General features: G+C 70.8%; 20 protein-coding genes. 13 read left to right on the forward strand and 7 right to left on the reverse strand.

The window, feature by feature from the left end:
- Positions 1-55: 55 nt before the first annotated feature.
- The 4 genes from ET445_RS09215 to xseA are packed head-to-tail and all read right to left on the reverse strand — an operon-like array spanning position 56 to position 3,080.
- Positions 56-769: a carbonic anhydrase gene (locus ET445_RS09215; protein WP_129190786.1), complete on the reverse strand. Its 714-nt coding sequence runs from the start codon at positions 767-769 to the stop codon at positions 56-58.
- A gap of 58 nt (positions 770-827) precedes the next feature.
- The gene (locus tag ET445_RS09220; RefSeq protein ID WP_129190788.1) at positions 828-1,469 is read right to left on the reverse strand and encodes a DUF4245 domain-containing protein; all 642 of its coding nucleotides are present in this window, start codon (positions 1,467-1,469) and stop codon (positions 828-830) included.
- The gene (locus ET445_RS09225) at positions 1,469-1,726 is read right to left on the reverse strand and encodes an exodeoxyribonuclease VII small subunit (RefSeq protein ID WP_424922837.1); all 258 of its coding nucleotides are present in this window, start codon (positions 1,724-1,726) and stop codon (positions 1,469-1,471) included. The genes ET445_RS09220 and ET445_RS09225 overlap by 1 nt, the downstream gene beginning before the upstream one ends.
- 10 nt (positions 1,727-1,736) lie before the next feature.
- Positions 1,737-3,080 (reverse strand): exodeoxyribonuclease VII large subunit, encoded by a 1,344-nt coding sequence (gene xseA / locus ET445_RS09230; protein WP_424922838.1) that lies wholly within the window; start codon positions 3,078-3,080, stop codon positions 1,737-1,739.
- A gap of 79 nt (positions 3,081-3,159) precedes the next feature.
- On the opposite strand from xseA, the gene ET445_RS09235 reads away from it, so the two are divergent.
- The 4 genes from ET445_RS09235 (at position 3,160) to ET445_RS09250 (ending at position 8,919) form a co-directional block, all read left to right on the forward strand.
- Positions 3,160-4,194: a 4-hydroxy-3-methylbut-2-enyl diphosphate reductase gene (locus ET445_RS09235; RefSeq protein WP_129192490.1), complete on the forward strand. Its 1,035-nt coding sequence runs from the start codon at positions 3,160-3,162 to the stop codon at positions 4,192-4,194.
- Between the two features lie 198 nt (positions 4,195-4,392).
- Positions 4,393-5,004 carry a TetR/AcrR family transcriptional regulator gene (locus ET445_RS09240; RefSeq protein ID WP_129190792.1) on the forward strand — a complete coding sequence of 204 codons (612 nt, stop codon included), beginning with the start codon at positions 4,393-4,395 and terminating at the stop codon, positions 5,002-5,004.
- A 7-nt stretch (positions 5,005-5,011) separates the two neighbouring features.
- Complete coding sequence (locus ET445_RS09245; RefSeq protein WP_129190794.1) at positions 5,012-6,748, forward strand: ABC transporter ATP-binding protein; 1,737 nt, start codon at positions 5,012-5,014, stop codon at positions 6,746-6,748.
- 95 nt (positions 6,749-6,843) lie between these two features.
- Positions 6,844-8,919: an ABC transporter ATP-binding protein gene (locus ET445_RS09250; RefSeq protein ID WP_129192492.1), complete on the forward strand. Its 2,076-nt coding sequence runs from the start codon at positions 6,844-6,846 to the stop codon at positions 8,917-8,919.
- A 4-nt stretch (positions 8,920-8,923) separates the two neighbouring features.
- Here ET445_RS09250 and ET445_RS09255 read toward each other — a convergent pair whose 3' ends face one another.
- A complete protein-coding gene (locus tag ET445_RS09255; RefSeq protein WP_129190796.1) occupies positions 8,924-9,577 on the reverse strand; it encodes a DUF6264 family protein in 654 nt (217 codons plus the stop codon).
- Between the two features lie 9 nt (positions 9,578-9,586).
- Positions 9,587-10,618: a class II fructose-bisphosphate aldolase gene (gene fbaA, locus ET445_RS09260; RefSeq protein ID WP_129190811.1), complete on the reverse strand. Its 1,032-nt coding sequence runs from the start codon at positions 10,616-10,618 to the stop codon at positions 9,587-9,589.
- Between the two features lie 112 nt (positions 10,619-10,730).
- On the opposite strand from fbaA, the gene ET445_RS09265 reads away from it, so the two are divergent.
- From ET445_RS09265 to ET445_RS09275, 3 genes are all read left to right on the forward strand, one after another.
- Positions 10,731-11,792 carry a fructose-bisphosphatase class II gene (locus ET445_RS09265; RefSeq protein WP_165314352.1) on the forward strand — a complete coding sequence of 354 codons (1,062 nt, stop codon included), beginning with the start codon at positions 10,731-10,733 and terminating at the stop codon, positions 11,790-11,792.
- A 52-nt stretch (positions 11,793-11,844) separates the two neighbouring features.
- Positions 11,845-12,843, forward strand: a complete 999-nt coding sequence (glpX, locus tag ET445_RS09270) for a class II fructose-bisphosphatase (RefSeq protein WP_129190815.1) — start codon at positions 11,845-11,847, stop codon at positions 12,841-12,843.
- Between the two features lie 108 nt (positions 12,844-12,951).
- Positions 12,952-13,797, forward strand: coding sequence for a serine hydrolase (locus ET445_RS09275; RefSeq protein WP_129190817.1), 846 nt, complete (start codon positions 12,952-12,954; stop codon positions 13,795-13,797).
- A gap of 73 nt (positions 13,798-13,870) precedes the next feature.
- Here the strand turns inward: ET445_RS09275 and ET445_RS09280 are convergent, their stop codons facing one another.
- Complete coding sequence (locus tag ET445_RS09280) at positions 13,871-15,220, reverse strand: M20/M25/M40 family metallo-hydrolase (protein ID WP_129190819.1); 1,350 nt, start codon at positions 15,218-15,220, stop codon at positions 13,871-13,873.
- Positions 15,221-15,544: 324 nt separating this feature from the next.
- Here ET445_RS09280 and ET445_RS09285 point away from each other — a divergent pair, with 324 nt between their 5' ends.
- The 6 genes from ET445_RS09285 to ET445_RS09310 are packed head-to-tail and all read left to right on the forward strand — an operon-like array spanning position 15,545 to position 24,072.
- A complete protein-coding gene (locus ET445_RS09285; RefSeq protein ID WP_129190822.1) occupies positions 15,545-17,389 on the forward strand; it encodes an ABC transporter substrate-binding protein in 1,845 nt (614 codons plus the stop codon).
- Position 17,390: 1 nt separating this feature from the next.
- Positions 17,391-18,428, forward strand: a complete 1,038-nt coding sequence (locus ET445_RS09290; protein WP_129190823.1) for an ABC transporter permease — start codon at positions 17,391-17,393, stop codon at positions 18,426-18,428.
- Positions 18,425-19,357, forward strand: coding sequence for an ABC transporter permease (locus tag ET445_RS09295; RefSeq protein WP_129190825.1), 933 nt, complete (start codon positions 18,425-18,427; stop codon positions 19,355-19,357). The genes ET445_RS09290 and ET445_RS09295 overlap by 4 nt, the downstream gene beginning before the upstream one ends.
- Positions 19,357-21,033, forward strand: a complete 1,677-nt coding sequence (locus ET445_RS09300; protein WP_129190827.1) for a dipeptide ABC transporter ATP-binding protein — start codon at positions 19,357-19,359, stop codon at positions 21,031-21,033. Before ET445_RS09295 ends, ET445_RS09300 begins: the two co-directional genes overlap by 1 nt.
- A complete protein-coding gene (locus ET445_RS09305) occupies positions 21,026-23,107 on the forward strand; it encodes a prolyl oligopeptidase family serine peptidase (RefSeq protein WP_129190829.1) in 2,082 nt (693 codons plus the stop codon). The genes ET445_RS09300 and ET445_RS09305 overlap by 8 nt, the downstream gene beginning before the upstream one ends.
- Entirely contained in the window at positions 23,104-24,072 is a 969-nt protein-coding gene (locus ET445_RS09310; RefSeq protein WP_129190831.1) for a S66 peptidase family protein, read from the forward strand. The genes ET445_RS09305 and ET445_RS09310 overlap by 4 nt, the downstream gene beginning before the upstream one ends.
- Positions 24,073-24,119 lie beyond the last annotated feature (47 nt).

The raw sequence follows: 24,119 nt of genomic DNA on the forward strand, positions 1-24,119 counted from the left end.
GGTAGTCGGCGGCGTTGTCCACCACGGTGTGATTCCCTTCGATTTCGTTCGGGGCTCAGATGCGACCGACGACGACGTCGGTTTCAGCGCGGCCTTCGACGAGCCGGTAGTTCGCCCCCACGACCGCCAGCCTACCGGCTGCGATCGCCTCGCTGATCATCTCGCTGCGCTCGAGGAGCTCGCTCACGGTGTCGCGCAGGTGCTCGCGTCCGACGAAGCCGGCATCGATCTCGGCGGGGTCGAGCGAGGCATCGGAATCGCCGCCCGCGACCCTGCGCACCGACGGCACGATGCGGTCGATGAGCGACTTGATGTGCGCCGGGAGTGCCGGCGCGTCGGGCCCGACCGAGTCGATCGCCGCGCGCACGGCGCCGCACTCGTCGTGCCCGAGCACGAGGATGAGCGGCACCCCGAGCACGCCGACCGCGTACTCGAGCGAGCCGAGGATGGAGTCGCCCATGACCTGCCCGGCGTTGCGCACGACGAACGCGTCGCCGAGGCCGAGGTCGAAGATGATCTCGGCCGCGAGGCGCGAGTCGCTGCAGCCGAACACCGCGACTCGGGGGAGTTGGCGATGCGTCGCCGCGAGCGCCTCCCGGTACTCGACGTCTTGTCGCGGGTGCAGCGGCTTGCCCGACATGAACCGCTCGTTGCCGCGGCGGAGCTCGCGCCACGCCTCGGCGGGGGTCTGCGTCGTCGGCTGGCCGGGCGCCTGGATCGAGGCCTCGACCGGAGCCTCGGTCTCGGGGCTCTGCGTCGCGTCGTTCATGCGGTCCTTCCTGGGGGCGGATCGGGCCGCGGCGCTGCGGCGGAGGAGTCGTGCCGGGCTACTGCTCGGCGATCGTCGGCGCGAGCGCCGTCGCGAGCGTAGCGAACTCTTCGGGGGAGGCTGTGCCGAGGAGCACGAACGTCGTCGACCCGGCCTCGGTCGTGAGGCCGTATCGCGCGTTGCCGACGTCGGCCGACGAATCGCGGTTGTCGTAGAGCGTCCAGTCGACGCCGGCGATCGTGGTCGCGCCCGTCGCGAGCGTGCGGGCGAGGAGACCCGCGACCCACGTGGGATTCGCCTCGATGCCCTGGTACACGCCGATGTACTCGTCGCTCGGCGTGAGGTAGCCGATGTACCAGGCGGTGACGCCGTCGACGTCGCTGCGGCGCAGCTCGGCGGCGTTCGCCCGCCAGCCATCGGGCAGGTCGGGCACCGCGAGCGGGGTGTCGGACGCGATCTGTGCCTGCTGGGCCGTGCCCGCGACGTCGATGTCGCGCTCGATGGGCGTGTTGCTGCGCGGCACGATGAGGACGATGACGAGCACGATCGCGAGGGTCGCGAGGGTCGCCCACACGAGGTTCTGCAGGGTCTTGGCGTCGCGGTAGCGCTTGGAGTTCGCGGCCTTGCGCGCGGCGGTCTCCTCGGGCGTCTCAGGACGGCCGAGTTCGGCGACGACGGGCGGTTCGGTGGACTTCGCCATCAGTCGTCGGCTCCTGCGTCGCTCAGGTTCGATGCGGCGGATGCCTCGGCGCGGGCGCCCTGGCGTGCCGCGTCGAGACGGGCCTTCGCCCCGATGAGCCACTCTTCGCAGCGCGCCGCGAGGGCTTCGCCGCGCTCCCACAGGGCGAGCGACTGCTCGAGGGTCGCCGACCCCCGCTCGAGCTCGGCGACGACCTGCACGAGCTCGTCGCGGGCCTGCTCGTAGCTGAGCGACGCGACGTCGGGGAGAGTGGGCATGCCTGTCATTCTATTCGCGGCCGCCGACGGGCTCGGCGGGGGTGGATTCCGACGGGTTCGGTGTGCTCGCGCCCGTGCTCGTGCCCGTGTTCGCCCCCGTGCTCGTCACCGTGCTCGCCCCCGTGCGCACGTCGCCCGTCGCCCCCTCGGACACCGCCGCGAGCGCGCCCTCGGCGAGCGTCACCACGAGCGAAGCGCCTGCCGGCGCGGCATCCGAAGATCTCACGACGTGACCGTCAGCGCCCTGGACGATCGCGTATCCGCGGTCGAGCGTCGCCTGAGGCGACAGCGCGCGCAGATGCCCGCGAAGCTCTCCGACCCGCGAGGCCTGGCGTTCGAGGGTTCGCTCGACGAGCTCGGTGCCGCGTGCGACCCAACGCGTGAGCTCCTCGGCGCGGCGGTCGACGATCCAGTTCGAATCGGCGAGCGACGGGCGCGAGCGCAAGTGCTCGATGCGGTCGATCTCACGGGTGAGGATGGCGGTCAACCGCATGCCGAGGCGCGCGCGGGTCTGCTCGACGCGGGCGAGCTCGTCGGCGACGTCGGGCACGACGCGCTTGGCGGCGTCGGTCGGCGTCGACGCACGGAGGTCGGCGACCTCGTCGAGGAGCGGACGGTCGGCTTCGTGGCCGATCGCCGAGACGATAGGGGTGGATGCCTCGGCGGCGGCCCGCACGACGCGCTCGTCGCTGAAGCCCAGCAGGTTCTGGAAGTCTCCGCCCCCGCGCGCGACGATGATGACCTCGACCTCGGGATCGGCGTCGAGCTTCGCGATCGCGCGCACGACCTCGGGCACCGTGCGGTCGCCCTGCACGGCCGCGTACTCGATGCGGAACTCGACGGCGGGCCAGCGCAAGTGGGCGTTGCGCAGGACGTCTTTCTCGGCGTCCGAGTCGCGGCCGGTGACGAGTCCGATGACGCCCGGAAGGAAGGGGAGGCGCTTCTTGCGCGCCGGGTCGAACAGGCCTTCGGCTTGCAGTTTCGCCCGCAACTGCTCGATGCGTTCGAGGAGGTCGCCGACGCCCACGTGCTTGAGGTCGAAGACCTGCATCGTGAGCGAGCCGCCCTTGACCCACCAGTTGGGCTTCACGAGCGCGACGACGCGGTCGCCCTGCGTGAACTGCTCCGAGAGCCGGGCCTTCACCGACGACCAGATCGTGAACGACACGGTCGCGTCGGCGTCGACGTCTTTGAGCTTGCCGTAGACGTTGCCCGCCGAGATGCCCCACTGCGTGATCTCGCCCTCGACCCACACGGTGCCGAGACGGTCGAGGTACTCCTTGAGCTTGTTCGACAGCATCGCGACGGGCCATGGCGCATCGCGCGTCGTCGGCCCGCCTGCTCCGTCTGCCACTGCGGGCTCCTCTCATGCGTCGCCGCGTAGGATGACACTCGTGACGATCGCCACCGAAACCCCCCGCATCGACCTCGGCATGCCGAGGATCCCGAGCGTGCGAGGCCGGCTCAAGGATATCCCCGGCGACCGACCCAAGCGCGTGCTGCTCGCCGCGCCCCGCGGCTACTGCGCGGGTGTCGACCGCGCGGTCATCGCCGTCGAGAAGGCGCTCGAGCACTACGGCGCGCCCGTGTACGTGCGCAAGCAGATCGTGCACAACATCCACGTCGTGACCGAGCTCGAGAAGCAGGGTGCGATCTTCGTCGACGAGGTCGATGAGGTGCCCGAGGGCGCCCACATCGTCTTCAGCGCCCACGGCGTCTCGCCCGCGGTCGTGCACGCGGCGTCCGATCGGGGTCTGCACGCGATCGACGCGACGTGCCCCCTCGTGACGAAGGTGCACCGCGAGGCCGTGCGCTTCGCGCGCGACGACTTCGAGATCCTGCTCATCGGCCACGAGGGCCACGAAGAGGTCGAGGGCACGGCGGGCGAGGCGCCCGACCACGTGACCCTCGTCAACAGCCCCGACGACGTGCCCAACATCGAGGTGCGCGACCCCGACAAGGTCGTGTGGCTCTCGCAGACGACCCTCTCGGTCGACGAGACGATGGAGACCGTCCGGCGGCTGCGCGAACGGTTCCCGAACCTGCAGGATCCGCCGAGCGACGACATCTGCTACGCGACCCAGAACCGTCAGGTCGCGATCAAGAAGGTCGCCGAAGAGGCCGAACTCGTCATCGTGGTGGGCTCGGCGAACTCGTCGAACAGCGTGCGCCTCGTCGAGGTCGCGCTCGAGAACGGCGCGAAGGCCGCCTACCGAGTCGACTACTCGACCGAGATCAAGCAGGAGTGGCTCGAGGGCATTGCGACCGTCGGCGTCACGAGCGGGGCGTCGGTGCCCGAGGGGCTCGTGAAAGAGGTGCTGCTGGAGCTCGCCGACGCGGGTTTCGGCGAGGTGTCCGAGGTCAAGACGGCCGAAGAAGACCTCATGTTCTCGCTCCCGAAGGAGCTCCGCAAGGATCTCGCGGGCAACCGCGACGAGCGCGCGCTCGGCGGTCGCACGCGCGCGTGACGCACGCTCCGCGCGAATTTCCCGCATCGCGATCCGTCGCGGATCGCCCCTCGAGTGTGCGCGGAAGGGCGATCTCCGACGGATCGCGAGGGTCATCGGAGCTTCGGATGCTCCGGGCTTCAGCCGTCCGCGAACATCACCCCGAAGTGAGGCGACCCTCAGTGGAGTGAGCGCTCACTCAGGAGTAGGGTCACCCGCGTGGCGCAGACGGAACGACTGAAGGCGAAGGCGGCGCGGGCGAAGCCCCTGCCCGTCGAAGAGCGCCGTGCCGCGATCGCCAAGGCCACCGTGCCCCTGCTCATCGCGCACGGGCGTGACGTCACGACGAAGCAGATCGCCGAGGCATCCGGGGTCGCCGAAGGGACGCTCTTCAGGGTCTTCGCCGACAAGACCGAGATCATCGACGCCGCCGTCGAGCAGTTCCTCGACCCCGAGCCGTTCCGCGACGCGCTCCGCGCGATCGACCCGTCGCTCCCGCTCGAACTCAAGGTGCGGCTCCTGCTCGACCGGTTCCAAGACCGGTTCAGCGGCATCTTCGGCGTGTTCGCGTCGCTCGGCATGCAGCCGCGCAAGCCCGTCGTGCCCGACGCATCCGTCATGATCGCGATTTTCGACGAACTGCTCACGCCCGAGCTCGAGCGCCTCCGCGTCGCGCCCATCGACGTCGTCGGCTTCGTGCGCCTCGTCGCGTTCTCCTCGGCGATGCCGCACCTCGGGGCATCCGCTCATCTCGACACGGCGCGGCTCGCGCACCTCATCGTGCACGGCATCGCGCGTGACGAGACATCCGACCCCACGAACGAGAGGTGAGCGCCACATGCTCATGACCCTCCTGAAGCGGTATCTGAAACCGTACGGCTGGCTCCTCGCGGGCGTCGTCGTGTTCCAGCTCGCCCAGACCATCGCGTCGCTCTATCTGCCGGCGCTCAACGCCGACATCATCGACGACGGCGTCGCCAAGGGCGACACGGGGTTCATCATCCAGACGGGCGGCATGATGCTCGGCATCACGCTCCTGCAGATCGCGTGCTCGATCGCCGCGGTGTGGTTCGGCGCGCGCGTCGCGATGAAGTTCGGCCGCGACGTGCGGCGCGGGGTCTTCCATCACGTCGCCGACTTCAGCGAGCAGGAGGTGACACGCTTCGGCGCGCCGAGCCTCATCACGCGCACGACGAACGACGTGCAGCAGGTGCAGATGCTCGTGCTCATGAGCTGCACGATGCTCGTGTCGGCGCCGATCCTCGCGATCGGCGGCGTCGTCATGGCGCTGCGCGAAGACCTCGTGCTCTCGTGGATCATGGTCGTCGCGGTGCCCGTGCTGCTCCTCGTCGTGGGCATCATCATCAGCCGCATGGTGCCGCTCTTCCAGTCGATGCAGAAGAAGCTCGACCACGTCAACCGGGTGCTCCGCGAGCAGCTCACGGGCATCCGGGTCATCCGGGCGTTCGTCCGCGAGGGCGTCGAGAGCGAGCGCTTCGACGAGGCGAACGCCGCGCTCACCGACACGGCACTCAAGGCGGGCCGCACGTTCGCGCTCGTCTTCCCGATCGTCATGCTCGTGCTGAACGCGTCGAGCGTCGCCGTGCTGTGGTTCGGCGCGTTCCGCATCGAGGCCGGCGAGATGCAGATCGGTTCGCTCACGGCGTTCCTCAGCTACCTCATCCAGATCCTCATGGCCGTCATGATGTCGACGATGATCGCGTTCCTGCTGCCGCGCGCGGCGGTCTCTGCGGGTCGGCTCGGCGAAGTGCTCGAGACCGCGCCGAGCGTCGTCGAACCGGAGGGCGGCGTGCGCGCGCTCACGGCGCCGGGCACCCTCGAATTCCGGAACGTCACGTTCGCCTACCCCGGCGCCGAGGCGCCCGTGCTCCACGAGGTGAGCTTCACGGCCCGCCCGGGCGAGGTCACCGCGATCGTCGGCGCGACGGGGTCGGGCAAGACGACGATCGTGAACCTCGCCGCGCGGCTCTTCGACGCGACTGAGGGGAGCGTGTTCGTCGGCGGTGTCGACGTGCGCGACCTCGACCCCGAGGTGCTCAACGCCCAGTTCGCACTCGTGCCGCAGAAGCCCTACCTCTTCGCCGGCACGGTCGCCTCGACGCTCAGATACGGCGACCCCGAGGCATCCGACCCAGAGCTCTGGCGCGCCCTCGAGATCGCGCAGGGCGCCGACTTCGTGCGCGCCATGCCCGGCGACCTCGACGCGCCCATCGCCCAGGGCGGCACGAATGTCTCGGGCGGGCAGCGCCAACGCCTGTCGATCGCACGCGCGCTCGTGAAGCATCCGCCGATCTATCTCTTCGACGACTCGTTCTCGGCGCTCGACACGGCGACCGACGCGCGCCTGAGGCGCGCACTGGCGGCGGATGTCTCGGACGCGACCATGCTCGTCGTCGCCCAACGCGTCGCAACGATCGTCGACGCCGACAACATTCTCGTCGTCGAAGACGGCCGCATCACTGCGAGCGGCACCCATGCAGAACTCCTCGACACTTCGGCGGCCTACGTCGAGATCGTGTCGAGCCAGCTGAGCGCAGAGGAGGCGGCCGCGTGAGCGAGACGGCTGCGAACAACGAAGGCGGCGCGAACACCGGTGCGACCGCAACGCAGACCGTGACGCCGGCGCGCCCGCCCGCCCGCCGCGGCCCGATGGGCGGCGGCCCGATGGGCGGCATGGGCATGCCCGCCGAGAAGTCGAAGGCCTTCGGGCCGAGCGCGAAGCGGCTCATGGGCAAGCTCCGGCCCGAACGCATGGTCATCGCGTTCGTCGTGTTCCTCGGCGTCGTGTCGGTCGTGCTCTCGGTGCTCGGCCCCAAGGTGCTCGGCCAGGCCACGAACCTCATCTTCGAAGGCGTCATCGGCGCCCAGATGCCCGCGGGCGCGACCAAGGAGCAGGTGCTCGAGGGCCTCCGCGCCGACGGGCAGGGCCAGCTCGCCGACATGCTGCAGTCGATGAACCTCGTGCCCGGGCAGGGCATCGACTTCACGGCGCTCGGCACCGTGCTCATGTGGGTGCTCGCGCTCTACATCGTCGCAGCCCTGTTCGGCTGGGCGCAGGGGTACGTGCTCAACGGCGTCACGCAGCGCACGGTGTTCCGGCTGCGCGAAGAGGTCGAGGCGAAGATCCACCGCCTGCCGCTGTCGTACTTCGACAGGATGCAACGCGGCGAGCTCTTGAGCCGAGTCACGAACGACATCGACAACATCTCGCAGACGTTGCAGCAGACGCTCAGCCAGCTCCTGACCTCGCTCCTCACGGTCGTCGGCGTGCTCGTCATGATGTTCGTCATCTCGCCGCTCCTCGCGCTCATCGCGCTCGTGACGATCCCGCTCACGCTCGTCATCACGGCGCTCATCGCCAAGCGGTCGCAGAAGCACTTCGTCGCCCAGTGGGCGCGAACGGGCACCCTCAACGCGCAGATCGAGGAGTCGTACTCGGGCCACGCGCTCGTGCGGGTCTTCGGTCGCCGCCGCGAGGTCGAACGGCGCTTCGACACCGAGAACGAGGCCCTCTACGACGCGAGCTTCGGCGCCCAGTTCGTGAGCGGCATCATCATGCCCGCCATGATGTTCGTCGGGAACCTCGTCTACGTCGCGATCGCCGTCGTCGGCGGGCTCATGGTCGCGGGCGGGTCGATCTCGCTCGGCGACGTGCAGGCCTTCATCCAGTACTCGCGCCAGTTCACGCAGCCGCTCAGCCAGCTCGGCTCGATGGCGAACCTCCTGCAGTCGGGTGTCGCGAGCGCCGAGCGCGTGTTCGAGCTGCTCGACGCCGAGGAGGAGGTGCCAGATCCGGATGACCCGGAGTCGCCGTCGCGCGCGGGCGCGGGTGAAGCTGCGGTCGCCGCCGCCGCCGTGACATCCGGCCGTCTCGTCTTCGAGGACGTCTCGTTCTCGTACGACCCCGAGCGGAAGCTCATCGAGCACCTCTCGCTCATCGCCGAACCCGGCCAGTCGATCGCGATCGTCGGACCGACGGGCGCCGGCAAGACGACCCTCGTGAACCTCATCATGCGGTTCTACGAACTCGACGGCGGACGCATCACGCTCGACGGCGTCGACACCCGCCGCATGACGCGCGACGACCTGCGATCGCGCATGGGCATGGTGCTGCAAGACACCTGGCTGTTCGCGGGCACGATCCGCGACAACATCCGCTACGGGCGACCGGATGCCTCTGACGACGAGTTGCTCGAAGCGGCACGCGCGACCTACGTCGACCGGTTCGTGCGCACACTGCCCGACGGGTACGACACCGTGCTCGACGACGAGGCATCCAACCTGTCTGCCGGTGAGAAGCAGCTCGTGACGATCGCGCGCGCCTTCCTCGCCGACCCGTCGGTGCTCATCCTCGACGAGGCGACGAGCTCGGTCGACACCCGCACCGAGCTGCTGCTGCAGCAGGCGATGAACGCGCTGCGGGCCGACCGCACGTCGTTCGTCATCGCGCACCGCCTGTCGACGATCCGCGACGCCGACCTCATCATCGTCATGGAGCAGGGCCGCATCGTCGAGCAGGGCACGCACACGCAGTTGCTCGCCGCGGGCGGCGCATACGCGCGGCTCTACGAGGCGCAGTTCGCGGCGCCGATGGATGAGAGCGTCGAAGAGGCGGCCGAGTCGGCGGCGAAGACGGCCGTGGATGCCGCGGTCGTCGCCGAGGCGGCGGCGAAGGAGCAGGCGGCCGAGGAGCAGACCGCGGAGGAGCTCACGTCGGCCGAGTGAGGAGTCAGGTCGGCAGCTGAGTGAGGGTCGCGAAGAAGTCGGGGTCGCTCGCGAACACGATGATCTGCACGATCACGACGACGACGAACGCGACGGCGCCCGCGAGGAGCGGCACCCACCACGCGAGCCGACCGGCGCGGATACGGGCGCGCGACCACAGCATCGCTCCGACCCACAGCACGATCTGCAGGGCGACGCCGACGCCGATCGCGAATGGCACTGCCGGGCCCGGGGTGAACGACGTCGGGCCGTCGAGGCCGAGCATCGACGCCGACGTCTGGGCGGCCTGGAGCGCAGCCCCGGGCGCGCTGATGAGCGACAGCGTGTTGTAGAGGGCGCCGAGCACGCCGAAGACGAGGAGTGCCGTCGTCCACGAGCGGTCGGCGGAGCGGCCGGCGGGCGCGCCGGGCGCGGCGCTCGGCGCGGGCTGGGCGGTCGCCCCCCAGGGCGAGGCAGGCCGGTCGGCGTTCGCATCGGCCGTCGAAGCGGATGCCTCGGTTGCGGCCTCTTGCGGCGGCGTCCACGTCCACCCGGGAGGAGCGTATTCGCCGTAGCGCGGACGAGGCCGCTCGTCGGCGGGCACCTGAGGCGGCACGGCCTGGTTCTGGCCGGAACCTGCCTCGGGTGCGGGCGTCTGAGCGGCCTCGTCGCGTGACATCCGGTGCCTTTACGCGGTGATCGAGTTGCCGACCGAGCCGAGCTGGCGCGTCGACTCGCCGACGCGCGCGGCCATCGCCGTCTCGGCGACCTTGCCCCACGCGCGCGGGTCGTAGGCCTTCTTGTTGCCCACCGAGCCGTCGACCTTGAGCACGCCGTCGTAGTTGTCGAACATGTAGCCCGCGACCGAGCGCGTGAACGAGTACTGCGTGTCGGTGTCGATGTTCATCTTCACGACGCCGTTCGCGACGGCCTCGGCGATCTCGGCATCGGTCGAGCCCGAGCCGCCGTGGAAGACGAGGTCGAGCGGCTTCGGGCCGGTGCCGTACTTGGCCGCGAGGCCGTCCTGGATCTCTTTCAGGAGCGCCGGACGCAGCTTGACGTTGCCGGGCGCGTACACGCCGTGCACGTTGCCGAAGGTGAGGGCGGCCATGTAGCGGCCCTGCTCGCCGAGGCCGAGCGCCTCGACGGTCGCGATCGCGTCGTCGAGCGTCGTGTAGAGGGCGTCGTTCGAGCCCTCGTGCTTGACGCCGTCTTCTTCGCCGCCGACGACGCCGATCTCGACCTCGAGGATCGCGTTGATCGCCTTCATGCGGGGGAGGATCTCTTTGGCGATCTCGAGGTTCTCGTCGAGGGGCACGGCCGAGCCGTCCCACATGTGCGACTGGAAGATGGGGTTGCCGCCGGCCTTGACCTGCGCCTCGGACGCCTCGAGCAGCGGGAACACGAAGTCGGCGAGCGCCGGCTTCGGGCAGTGGTCGGTGTGGAGGGCGACCGTGATGGGGTACGACTTCGCGACCTCGGTGGCGAACGCCGCGAAGGCGAGGGCGCCGCGCGCACGGGCCTTGACGGTGTGGCCGGCGAAGTAGTCGGCACCGCCCGTCGTGACCTGGATGATGCCGTCGGAGCCCGCCTCGGTGAGGCCCTGGAGCACCGCGTTGAGCGTCTGCGAGCTCGAGACGTTGAACGCCGGGAAGGCGAAGCCCTTCTGCTTCGCGGTATCGAGCATCTCTGCGTACTGCTCGGGGGTGGCGATGGGCATGAAGGCTCCTCCGTCGGATATGTCTGGTTTGGCACGAGTCTATCGAGTCGGCGTGCGGCGGCGCGGCGAATCCGGATGTCCCGTGGCGGGCGTCTGCGGGCAGGATGGAGGCGTGACCTCGCTTCCCGTCGGCCCGTTCCGTCTCGCCGTCGCGCGCGCGGCCGCCGCGGCACTGCCGCTCGTCGGCTCGGGCGACGGCGACGCCGTCGACGGCGCCGCGGTCGACGCGCTGCGCGCCGCGCTCGCCGACGCGCCCGTCGACGGCCGCGTCGTCGTCGGCGAAGGGGAGAAGGACGACGCCCCGATGCTGTACCTGGGCGAGCGGTTCGGCACGGGGGAGGGGCCCGCGATCGATCTCGCCGTCGACCCCGTCGACGGCACCCGACTCGCCGCGGTCGGGCTCCCCGGCGCCATGGCGGTCGCCGCGGTCGCGCCCCGCGGCGCGTTCTGCGACATCGGCCCCGCGCACTACCTCGAGAAGCTCGTCACGTGGTGGCCGGATGACTCGGACGCGTCCTCTGCAGATGCCGGGCCCCGCGACATCCTCGACCGCGTGCCCTGGCTCGTCGCCCGCATCGCGGCGACGCGCGGCGGCGACCCGGCCCGCGTGCGGGTCGCAGTGCAGGGCCGACCGCGCAACGACGTCTACGCCGACGCCGCACGCGCGGCCGGCGCGACCGTCGAGGAGTTCGTGCACGGCGACGTCGAGCGCTCGCTCCGCGCCGCGCAGCGGCGGGTCGCCGACGAAGGAGGTGCCGGTGCGATCGACGTGCTCGTCGGCATCGGGGGAGCACCCGAGGGCGTGCTCGTCGCAGCGGGCGTGCGGGCGCTCGGCGGGTCGATGCGCGCCCGGCTGGCCCCCCCAGTCCTCGCGCGAACACGACCGAGTCGTGGCCCACGGCGCGCCGCTCGGAGACATCCTGATGCTCGACGATCTCTGCTCGGCTCCCGCCGACCTCGTCCTGGCCGCCGTGACCGACCTCGATGTCGGCACCCCCGTCGACGGCGCGCGCGCCCTCCCCGGCGGTGGGGTGCGCGTCACCCACTGGACGGCCTCGGAGCAGCAGACCGGTTGGATCGACCTCCTTCCCGAGTTCCCGTCGCGTTAAGAACCCTCGATCTTTCGCTCGGGTTTCACCGAGATTCCGGCCGCGCGCGAAAGGCCCGCGGATAGGCTCGAACGGGCGGGACACCCCCGCCGCACGGCCCGACGGAGGACCTCGACGATGAGCACCGAAGAAGCCCCGCTCTTCCACCACCCCGACCGCAACCTCGCCCTCGAACTCGTGCGCGCGACCGAGGCCGCCGCGATCCGCGCGGTGCCGTGGATCGGCAAGGGCGACAAGAACGCCGCCGACAAGGCCGCAGTCGACGCCATGCGCGCGTTCCTCGCGACGGTGGACTTCGACGGCGTCATCGTCATCGGCGAGGGCGAGAAGGACGAAGCGCCCATGCTGTTCAACGGAGAGCACGTCGGGTCGGGCAAGGGGCCCGCGTGCGACATCGCCGTCGACCCCATCGACGGCACCTCGCTCACCGCTGCCGGGCGATCGCACGCACTCTCGGTGCTCGCCGTCTCGGATCGCGGCACGATGCTCGACGCGTCGAGCGTGTTCTACATGGACAAGATCGTCGCCGGCCCCGAAGGTCACGGCGTCATCGACATCGAACGCCCCGTCGGCGACAACATCCGCGCCTACGCGAAGGCCATCGGCAAGGACATCGAGGAGATGCGCATCGCCGTGCTCGACCGGCCGCGGCACACGCAACTCATCGCCGACATCCGGGCGACGGGAGCCGGCACCCGGCTCATCCTCGACGGCGATGTCGCCGGCGGCATCAACGCCGCGCGCCGCGGCACGCGCATCGACATGTGCATCGGGGTCGGCGGGAGCCCCGAGGGCATCACGACGGCGTGCGCGGTCAAGGCGCTCGGCGGATTCATGCAGGGTCGCCTCGCGCCGAAGGACGAGGCCGAGCGCGAGCGCGGCATCGCCGCCGGACTCGACATCGACGCCGTCCTCTCGATCGAAGACATGGTGCGCGGCGACAACACGTTCTTCGTCGCGACGGGCGTGACCGATGGCGCGCTCGTCAACGGCGTCAAGCGCGAGGGCCCGATCATCCGCACCGAGTCGGTCGTGCTGCGGTCGAAGTCGGGCACGCTGCGGCGCATCGAGGCCGAGCACCTCGTCGAGAAGTGGCTCGACGATGAGCATCTCTGAGCGCCGAGCGCATCGCTGACCGCGGAGCGCATCTCTGACCGCGGAGCGCCGACTCGGGCCGATCGGGCTCCGCGGAGCGGGTACGCTCGCCGAGGAGATTGGAGACCGATGACCGACATCGCCCGACGACTCGACCTGGCCCTGGGCGCCGACGACCCGGCACTCGCGGAGGTCTCGTGGTCGGCCTCGGTCGTCGACGCCGGCTCGGGAGCAGTCCTCTGGTCGCACACGCCCGACGTCGTGCTGCGCACCGCGAGCATCGGCAAGATCTTCCTGCTCGTGGAGGTCGCGCGGCTCATCGAGGCGGGCGAGCTCGACCTCTCCGAACGCGTCACGCGCCTGCCCGAAGAGATCCTCGCCGACTCGGGCATCTGGCACGTGCTCGCCGAGGACACGCTCCGCATCGGCGACGCGTGCGCGCTCATCGGCATGGTGAGCGACAACGTCGCGACCAACGTGCTCGTGCGCCGCCTCGGCATCGATCGCATCCGTGAGACGACGCGCGCGCTCGGCGTCGCCGAGTCGGCCCTGCTCGACCGGGTGCGCGAGGAGCGGCTGCCAGAGCACCCCGTGGCGCTGTCGGTGGGTCGGGCCGACGAGCTCGCAGACGTCGCGGCGCGCCTGCACCGGGGCGCGATCGTCTCACCGGGGGTCTCGTCGCGCGTCACCGACTGGTTGAAGCTCAACACCGACCTGTCGATGACCGCGCAGGCATTCGGACTCGACCCGCTCGCCCACGCCGACGTCGACCGAGGCATCCGGCTCTGGAACAAGACCGGCACGGTCTCGACCGTGCGCGTCGACGTCGGCGCCGCGGAGGGGCCGTCGGGTCGCGCGATCGCGTGGGCGGTCGGAGCGAACTGGGCGAGTGACGGCGACCCTCGCGACGCCGTGCTCGCGCGCATGGGAGCGGTCGGGCGCGTCGTCCGCGCCGAGGTCGGCGCCGAGTCCTGACCGGGCGAAGAGCGCGGATGCCTCGGGGTCGCGCTCGCGCCCGAGGCATCCTGCCCCCGGGGGAACCGCGGCCTCAGACCTGCTCGAGGAAGTCCCGCAGCATGCGGCGACCGGCTTCGAGGCTTGCGACCGGAACGCGTTCGTCGATCCCGTGCGCACCGGCGGGCACCCGCCCGTCGGGGTCGGGACCGAGCGGAGCGAAGCCGTAGCATGCGATGCCGAGGGGCGCGAACGCCTTCGCGTCGGTGCCGCCGCCCATGCAGAACGGGACTACGACGGCCTCGGGGTCGGCGCGCACCACAGCGGCGCGCATCGACTCGAACCACGCACTGTCGATGGGCGCCTCGATCGGCGACTGGAACGACGAGAACTCGAACTCGACCTCATCGCCGAGCAGCGTCGTGATGGTCGCGAGCATCTCGTCGTCGTACCCGGGAGGGCAGCGCACGTCGATCTCGGCCGACGCCGTCTGCGGGATGACGTTGACCTTGTAGCCCGCCGAGAGCATGGTCGGGGTCGACGACCCTCGCACGGTGTAGCGGGCGGTCTCGCCGGCGTCGCCGAGTGCTGCGATGGCGGCTTCGACGCCCGTCTCGGTCGAGAGGTCGGCGTCGAGGCCGATGGCCGCGTTCGCGCGCGACAGGAATGCGCCGACCGAAGCCGACACGTGCAGCGGCCAGCGGTGGGTGCCGACGCGGTGCAGCGCGTCGATCAGTCGCTGGACGGCGTGCTCCGAGGTCGGCCGCGAACCGTGCCCCGCGCGACCGTGCGCGCGGACGCGGAGGTGCATGGTGCCGCGCTCGCCGGTCGCGATGGGATACAGGCGGACCGTCCGCCCGTCAGGGGCGAGGACGGGCGTCGGTCCTCCGCCGCTCTCGCCGATGGCGGCCTCGACGCCCGCGAGCAGCTCGGGGTGCTCGGCGGCGAGCCACAGCGCGCCGTGTTCGCCGCGGTCCTCCTCGTCGGCGACGAAGAGGAAGACGACGTCGCGTTCGGGCCCGTCGCCGGTCTCGGCCCAGTCGAGGAGCACGGCGAGCATCATCGCGACCATGTCCTTCATGTCGATCGCGCCGCGGCCCCAGATGTAGCCGTCGGCGATGCGGCCCTCGAAGGGCGGCACCGACCAATCGGATGCCTCGGCCGGCACGACGTCGATGTGGCCGTGGACGAGGAGGCCCGGGAGCGACCGGTCGCGACCGGGCACGCGGAGCACGACGCTCTGCCGTGCGGGGGAGGGACCGATCATGAGCGGCTCGTACCCGGCGCGGCGCAGCTCGCCCGCGATGAACTCGGCGCACTCGCGCTCGCCGTTCGACCGGTCGGCGCCGAAGTTGCTCGTGTCGAACCGGATCAGGCGCGCGCACAGCGCCGCCACGTCGGTGGTCGCGACTCGATCGACGAGAGGGGGTGCGGCATCCGCCATTGGAACTCCAGGAGCAAGGTTACGTTTCGGATAATTTCGTCAGTTCTACCAGAGAAGTTTGCATTGCCCCTTGAATTTCCGGAATTTCCGGACAATGCTCGACGCCAATGCACGTTATCCGTAACGTAAACCGACCAAACGTTTCGACTGTGTAAACATATTCACGGCTTGCCGGAATCGGTTTGACAGTCGACCGGCACGGGTGATTGGTTCAACGAACGCCGATGACGGCAGAAACCGGAGACGAGCTCCGCTCGGTCTCCTGTCCCTACAGAACCAGGGTGCGAGCGACGGCGCCGCACCCCCCGAACAAGGTGAGGCCCAGTGTTCGACACCCAATCCAGCAGCACGGCGAGGCGACGCCCGCTCGGCCGGCTCGCGCTCTCCCTCACGGTGAGCGCGGCCGTCGCGGCGGCGCCCCTCGCCTTCGCGCCGGCGGCGTTCGCCGCCGAAGACGGCGACGGCGGCAACTACCTCCGGATCGCGACGAGCGCCGACATCGACACGCTCAACCCCTTCACGGCGGTGCTCGGCTCGAGCACCGGCATCCTGACGCTCGCCTACGAGCGCCTCGTCGAGTGGGGCGCAGCCGACAACGCGCCCGTGCCCGGCGCGGCCTCCGAGTGGAAGACCTCCGACGACGGCCTCACGTGGGACTTCACGTTCCCCGAGGGCCGCAAGTGGAGCGACGGCGAGCCGCTCACGGCGAACGACGCCGAGTGGACCCTCAACGCCATCCAGACCGACCCCGACCTGCAGCAGGCGAGCGGCGGACTCGTCGCGAACATGAAGTCGATCGAGGCGACGAGCGACACGAACCTGCGCATCGTCCTCAAGGAACCGCAGCCCCAGAACCCGGGCAACAGCATGATGGTGCTCCCCGAGCACATCTGGAAGGACATCAAGGACCCCGCCGAGTACCGCAACGCGGAGGACTCGGTCGGCTCGGGCCCCTTCACGATCGCGAAGTGGGACGAGGGCCAGTCGGTCGAGCTCAAGGCCAACCCCAACTTCTGGCGGGGCGCCCCCAAGATCGACGGCATCCGGTTCGTCTACTACAAGAACGCCGACGCCCAGGTGCAGGCGCTCAAGTCCGGTGAGGTCGACATCGTGAGCGGACTGCTCCCCGCCCAGTACGAGTCGCTCAAGGGCGTCGAGGGCATCACGGTCAACGCCGGCGCCGGTCGCCGCTACACGTCGGTCGCGATCAACCCGGGCGCGAAGGATGCCACGGGCGCACCCCTCGGCGACGGCAACCCCGCCCTCCAGGACCCGACGCTGCGTCGTGCGATCTTCATGGCGATCGACAACAAGACCCTCCTCGAAAAGGTGCTCCAGGGTCTCGGCACGCTCGGCCAGACCGAGGTCCCGCCCGTCTACCCGAACTACTTCGGCATCGACGAGGACAAGGTCATCCCGTTCGACATCGACGGCGCGAACGCGCTCCTCGACGAGGCCGGCTACGTCATGGGCCCCGACGGCATCCGCCTCGACAAGCAGGGCGCACCGCTGAACCTCCGCCTCATGGGACGTTCGTCGAACCCGCAGCACGCGCAGATCTCCGAGTACATGGTCTCGTGGCTCAAGGAGATCGGCATCGGCCTGAACGTCGCGATGTACTCCGACAACCAGGTGAACGACGACTCGACGCTCGGCAAGTACGACCTGTACTTCACGGGCTGGGGCATCGGGCCCGACCCCGACTTCCAGCTCTCGATCAACCGCTGCTCGTCGTACCCCAACGCGGACGGCTCGGGCAACCTCTCCGAGAACAACTGGTGCGACCCGAAGTTCGACGCGCTGTTCGACAAGCAGCACGGCGAGCTCGACCCCGCCAAGCGCGCCGACTACGTCAAGCAGGCCTTCGCGACGATCTACGACGCCTCGGTGAACAACGTCATCTGGTACGCCGACTCGCTCGAGGCCTACCGCTCCGACCGCTTCACGGGCTTCGTCACGCAGCCCGCCGACGGCGGGGTCATCTCGGGCCAGAACGGCTACTGGGGCTACTACAGCACGACGCCGGTCGCGGACACGTCGCAGCTCGCCGACGCGGGCGCCCCGACGGGTCTGTACATCGGCATCGGTGCGGCGGTCGTCGTGCTCGGCGGACTCGCCGTGTTCCTCATCGCCCGCCGCCGCGCCGCGACCTCGGACGATCGGGCATAAGATGACCGTCGCTCTCCAGCCCGGAGAGGCGATCCAGGGGGCACCCGAGGAGGAGACTTCTCGCGGTGCCTCCTGGCCCCGCTACCTCGCCCTCAAGGGTGGCGGGGCGGCGGTGAGCCTCGTCATGGTCGTCGTCGTGGGGTTCTTCGCCTTCCGCGTCCTGCCCGGCGACCCCGCCATCTCGATGACCCGCGGCCGTCAGGTCAGCGCCGACCAGGTCGAGATCCTCCGCAAGCAGTTCGGCCTCGACCAGCCGCTCATCGTGCAGTTCTGGAACTACCTCGTCGGACTCCTCCACGGCGATCTGGGCACGTCGTACACGTACAACCGTCCCGTCGTCGACCTCATCGGCACCTACATCGGCCCGACCCTCCTGCTCACGGGGACGGCGGCGCTCGTGTCGATCGTCCTCGGACTCTCGCTCGGCCAGCGCGCGGCGTGGCGTCGCGGCACGGCCTTCGACCGCACGCAGACCTCCGTCGCGCTCATCTTCTGGTCGGTGCCGACCTTCTGGCTCGGCCTCCTGCTCCTGCTCGTCTTCGGCGGGTGGCTGCACTGGTTCCCCACCGGAGGCATGTCGACCCCGGGCCTCGGGGCGACGGGTCTCGCGTACGTGTGGGACGTCGTGCGGCACCTCGTGCTGCCCGTCACCGCCATGGTCGCGGTCGTCTACGCGCAGTACCTCCTCGTCATGCGCGCCTCGCTCCTCGAGGAGATGTCCGCGGACTATCTGACGACGGCCCGTGCGAAGGGACTGCGCGAAGACGACGTCCGTCGCAAGCACGCCGTTCCCAACGCGCTGTTGCCGACCATCACCCTGATCTTCCTGACGATCGGCGGCCTCATCGGGGGCGCCGTCACGGTCGAGACGGTGTTCTCGTGGCCCGGGCTCGGCTACCTGACCTTCCAGGCCCTCACCTCGCCCGACCTGCCGCTCCTGCAGGGCACGTTCGTGGTGTTCTCCTCGATCGTCATCATCACGAACCTCGCGGCCGACCTCGTCTACCGCGTCATCGACCCGAGATTGAAGGCGTCATGACCGAGGCCGTCACCACCGAGGCCGTCACGGCGAGTGCCGCGCGCGGCGCCCGCTCCGTGGCATCCGCGCGCCGCAAGCAGCGCGCCGGCGAGGTCTGGCGGGAGTTCGCCCGCCACCGCTCCGGCGTCGTGGGACTCGTGCTCCTCCTCGCCGTCATCGCGCTCGCCCTGCTCGCCCCCGTCATCGCGCCCGAGCAGCTGCTCGACGTGACGAAGGTCACGGCCGGTCCGAACGAGCCGCCGTCGTGGGCGAACCCGCTCGGCACCGATCCGGCGGGCCGCTCGGTGCTCGTCATGCTCCTCTGGGGCTCGCGGGTCTCGCTGCTCGTCGGCTTCGCCGCGACGGCCGTGTCGATGATCATCGGCACGATCGTCGGCATGTCGGCGGGTCACTTCGGCGGGGTCGCGCAGGCAGTGCTCCTTCGGATCATGGACTTCTTCCTCGTGCTCCCGTCGCTCGTGCTCGCGATCGTGCTCTCGACCGTGCTCTCGCGCGGCGTCGTCACGATCATCATCGCGATCGGCGTCACGTCATGGGCCGGCACCGCGCGGCTCGTGCGGTCGCAGACCCTCACGATCGAGGCGCGCCCCTACATCGAGCGCGCGTGGGCGCTCGGCGCCGGCAACGGACACGTGCTGCGCAAGCACGTGCTGCCCGCCGTGCTGCCGCTCGTGCTCGCGAACACGACCCTCACCGTCGGCTCGGCGGTCATCTCGGAGTCGACGCTCGCCTTCCTCGGCCTCGGCGACCCCACCACGGTGTCGTGGGGCACGATGCTGAAGACCGCCCTCGACACGGGCGCCGCGACCGCCGGCTACTGGTGGTACGTGCTGCCGCCGGGCATCGCGATCGTGCTCGTCGTGCTCTGTTTCACCCTGGTCGGCCGCGCACTCGAGGCCGTCGTCAACCCCACCCTGCGAGGCCGCTGATGCCCAGACTCGAACTCCAGGACCTCCGGGTCGTCTACCGCACCCAGAGCGAGGACGGGCCGGCCGAGCGCACCGCCGTCGACGGCGTGAGCATCGTGCTCGAGCCCGGCTCGACGCTCGGGCTCGCGGGCGAGTCGGGGTGCGGCAAGTCGACGCTCGCGATGAGCGTGCTTCGCCTCCTGCCGCAGAACGCCCGCATCGAGGGCGCGATCCGCTTCGGCGACGAGGACATCCTCACGCTCGGCTGGGGCCGGCTGCGCGCCGTGCGCTGGACGGAGGCGGCCATCGTCTTCCAGGGCGCGATGCACTCGCTGAACCCCGTGCAGCGCGTCGAGGACCAGATCGCCGAGGCGCTCGTGCTGCACTCGTCGAAGACGTACCGCGACAAGGCGGCGCGCTCCGCGCGCGTCGCCGAGCTGCTCGCACTCGTCGACCTGCCCGTCGCGAAGGGTCGCTCCTACCCGCACGAGCTTTCGGGCGGGCAGAAGCAGCGCATCATGATCGCGATGGCGCTCGCGTGCGACCCCGAGCTCATCATCGCCGACGAGCCGACGACCGCCCTCGACGTCATCGTGCAGGCGCAGGTGCTCGACGTCCTCACCGGTCTCGTGCGCGACCGCGGGCTCTCGCTCGTCATGATCAGCCACGACCTCTCGGTGCTCGCGGCGACGTGCGAGCGCATCGTCGTCATGCAGCACGGACGCATCGTCGAGGAGGGGCCGTCGCTCGAGGTCATGACGTCGCCGAGGCATCCGCACACCCAAGCGCTCGCCGCCGCGTTCCCGACGATCGGCGATCCCGCCTCGCGTCGGCGCCTGCCGAACTACACGGCGCCCGACGCTCCCGCCGACGGGGCGACCTCGGTCGAGGCCGATGCGCCGGACGCATCGGCCGGCCGCGAGGTCGTGCTCTCGGTCGAGGACGTCTCGGTGCGCTTCCACGCCCGCGGCGAAGAGGTCAAGGCCGTCGACCACGTGAGCCTCGACTGCCGTGCGGGCGAGATCGTCGCCCTCGTCGGACAGTCCGGCTCGGGCAAGACGACCCTCGCACGTACCATCCTCGGGCTCCAGCAGCCGACCTCCGGCACTGTGCGCTACCTCGGAGAGCCCATGCCCCGCTCTCGCAAGGGCCTCAAGGAGTACCGCCGCCGGGTGCAGTTCGTGCTGCAGGACCCGACCGGGTCGCTGAACCCCAAGCACACGGTCTACGAGGCCGTCGCGGAGGGGCCGCGCCTGCACCGGCTCCCGGGCGACGAGCGCGAGATCGTCGAGCGGGCGCTCCGCGAGGCCGAGCTCACGCCGTTCGAGCGGTACGCGCAGGCGATCCCGCAGGAGCTCTCGGGCGGGCAGCGGCAGCGCGTCGTCATCGCGGGCGCGCTCGCGCTCGGCCCGTCGTACCTCGTCGCCGACGAGCCCGTCGCGAGCCTCGATGCGAGCGTCCGCGGCGAGATCCTCGCGCTCTTCCTGCGGCTCAAGCACGAGCTCGGGCTCGGCGCGCTCGTCATCACGCACGACCTCGGCCTCGCGTGGAACATCGCCGACCGCGTCGTCGTCATGAACCAGGGGCGCATCGTCGAGCAGGGGACGGTCGAGCAGGTGCTGCTCGACCCGCAGCACGAGTACACGAAGAAGCTGCTCTCCGTCGTGCCGTCTCGTCTGGCGGTGGCGAATGGCTGAGTCGCGGGAAGTCGCCTACGGCGAGTGGCCATCGCCCATCACGGCGGCGGATGTCGCGGCCGCCCACGGCTCGATGACGTGGGCCGCGCAGCCCGACGGAGCGGTCTGGTGGATCCAGAGCGACCCGGCGGACGGCGGCAGGCTCGCGCTCTACCGCGCTGGAGCGCCCGATGAGGCGGTGCGGCTCACGCCGCTCGGCTCGAACGTCCGCAACCGCGTCCACGAGTACGGCGGGCTGCCGTGGTGCGCCGTGCCCGGGGCATCCGTCCCGTCCTCGTTCTGCTACACGGAGTGGACCGACGGCCGCATCCGGCTCGTCGAGGGCGGTGTCGCGCGACCGATCACACCGGCACCCGACCGGGACGGCGGCTTCCGCTACGCGGAGCTCCAGGTCGTGGGCGACGAGGTGTGGGCGCTCCGCGAGCACCACTACGGCGACGCGCCGACCGATGTCGTGCGCGACTACGTCGCGATCCCGCTCGACGGCGCCGCCGCCGACGACCCCGACGCCGTGCACGAGCTCGGCGCGAGCGGCCACCACTTCCTCGCCGGGCTCCGGGTCTCGCCCGACGGCGCGAGGGCGGCGTGGCTCGGCTGGAGCCACCCGCACATGTCGTGGGGGAGCGCGGAGCTCGTCGTCGCCGACCTCGTCGACGGCGGGTTCCAGAACCCCCGAACGCTCGCGGGCGGAGTGCGCGAAGGCCGCCCCGACGTCGCCGTGTGCCAGCTCGAGTGGGATGCCGACGGCACGATCCTCTACCTCGGGGACGAGAACGGCTGGTGGAACCTCCGCCGCCTGGATCCAGCGTCGGGCGAGCAGACTCCCGTGCTCGAGGTCGAGCAGGAGATCGGCGGAGCGCTGTGGCGTCCGGGCCAGCGCTGGTTCGCGCCGCTCGGCGACGGCCGCTTCGGCGTGCTCGCGGCCGACCGCCCCGGCATCCTCGATCCGGTCGCGGGGGCGATCGAGCCGATCGCCGGGCTCGACGAACTCGGCCTCGACCACTGGACCTCGACGATCACGGCCCATGAGGGCCGTCTCGCGGCCGTCGGTCATGGGCCCGCCCACCTCCCCGCCGTCGTGGCGGTCGAGACCCGCGGCGAGGCATCCGGCCGCATCGCCGTGTTCGGCACGCTGCCTGCGCTGCCGCTCATCGGTGCGGATGCCTCGACGACGCTCGATCCCGAGTGGCTCCCCGTTCCCGAGCACCGTTGGTTCGACGCGGCGGACGGCGTTCGCGTGCCTGCGCACGTCTATCCGCCGACGAACCCCGGCGCCCACGGCCCCGCGGGCGAGCGCCCGCCGTACGTCGTGCACATCCACGGCGGACCGACCGGCACGAACGGTGTGAGCCTCGACCTCGAGATCGCGTACTTCACCTCGCGCGGCGTCGGCGTCGTCGCACCCGAGTACGGCGGGTCGACGGGCTACGGCCGCGCATGGCGCGACCGACTGAACGAGCAGTGGGGCGTCGTCGACCTCGCCGACGCCGAGACCGTCGCGCGCGGGCTCGTCGCGGCGGGCGAGGCCGACCCCGGCCGGCTCGTGATCCGCGGCGGCAGCGCGGGCGGCTTCACGAGCGCGCGCGCGATGACCGCGCCGTCGAGCTTCGCCGTCGGACTCGTGAGCTATCCCGTGATCGACCTCATCGCGTGGATGGAGGGCGAGAACCACGACCTCGAATCTCAGTACCTCGTGAGCATCGTCGGGCCGCTGCCCGAGGAGGTCGAGCGCTACCGCGACCGGTCGCCGTCGGAGCATCCGGCCGAAGCGCACGGGCCGGTGCTCGTCCTCCAGGGCCTCGACGACCGGATCTGCCTCGCCGTGACGACCGAGCGGTTCGTCGCGGGCCTTGCGGGCTCGGGCCAGCCGCACCACTACGTCGGGTACGAGGGCGAGCAGCACGGGTTCCGCAAGAGCGAGACCGTCGAGCACGCCATCGCGACCGAGTTCGCGTTCCTCGTACGCGCGTTCGAGCTCGATCCCGTGTCGGCCGAGCCGCTCGGGCTCGACGAGATCGCGGACGTCGCGGGCCTGCCGGCAGTCCGCGAAACGCGAGCGGAGGCGGTCGCATGAGCGCACGCGCATCCGCGGCGGCGGTGTCCGCGTCGGCGCCGGCCGGCTCGGACGTCCCGCCCGAGCTCGGACCGCTGCGGCCGGGCGCGCGCGTCGCGCTCGTCGCGGTGAGCGGCCCGCCGGCCGCGCCCCTGGTCGAGCGGTCGCTCGATCTCGTGCGGGCATGGGGGCTCGAGCCCGTCGTGTTCCCGAGCGTCGCGGCGTCGCACCCGCGTGCGAGCTATCTCGCGGGCGACGACGCGCAGCGTGCCGCCGACCTGCAGCAGGCGTGGTGCGATCCCTCGATCGATGCCGTGTTCTGCGTCCGGGGCGGCTATGGATCGGTGCGCGTGCTCGATCGCCTGGATGTCTCGGCCCTCGCCGCCGCGGCCCCGAAGCCGCTCTTCGGCAGTTCCGACGTCACGGGCGTCCACGAGTTCTGGCTCGAGCGCCTCGGGGTCGCGACGTGGTTCACGCCCATGCTCGCGACCGGTGCGCTCCTCGACGACGACGAGGCTATCGAGAGCCTCCGGCGCTCCGTCCTCGAGCCCGTCGCGGGGCGGGTCTACACGTCGTCCGATGCGCGCGTGCTCGTGCCCGGGCGCGCCACGGGACAGACCGTCGGCGGCAACCTGAGCCTCGTCGCGATGACGCTCGGCGCCAAGGGGCGTCCGCCCGTCGACAACACCGGCCGCATCGCGCTGCTCGAAGACGTCACCGAGGCGACCTACCGGGTCGACGGGTTCCTGATGTCGCTCCTCCGGGCCGGCTGGTTCGACGGCATCGCGGGCATCGCGCTCGGCAGTTGGCACGAGTGCGGACCGCTCGAGGAGATCGAGGCGCTCGCCGTCGAACTCCTCGCGCCGCTCGGCGTGCCGCTCGTGTGGGAGCTCGGCTTCGGCCACGGGCCGCGGGCGCACAGTGTGCCGCTCGGCACCATCGCGACGCTCGAGGCCGAGGATGCGCCGCGTCTCGTCGTGGGCTGACGACGGCGGGTCCGCGCGTGCGCGTCGCGCGCGCTCGAGTCGCCGGG

This window comes from Agromyces protaetiae, assembly GCF_004135405.1.
GTDB lineage: Bacteria > Actinomycetota > Actinomycetes > Actinomycetales > Microbacteriaceae > Agromyces > Agromyces protaetiae.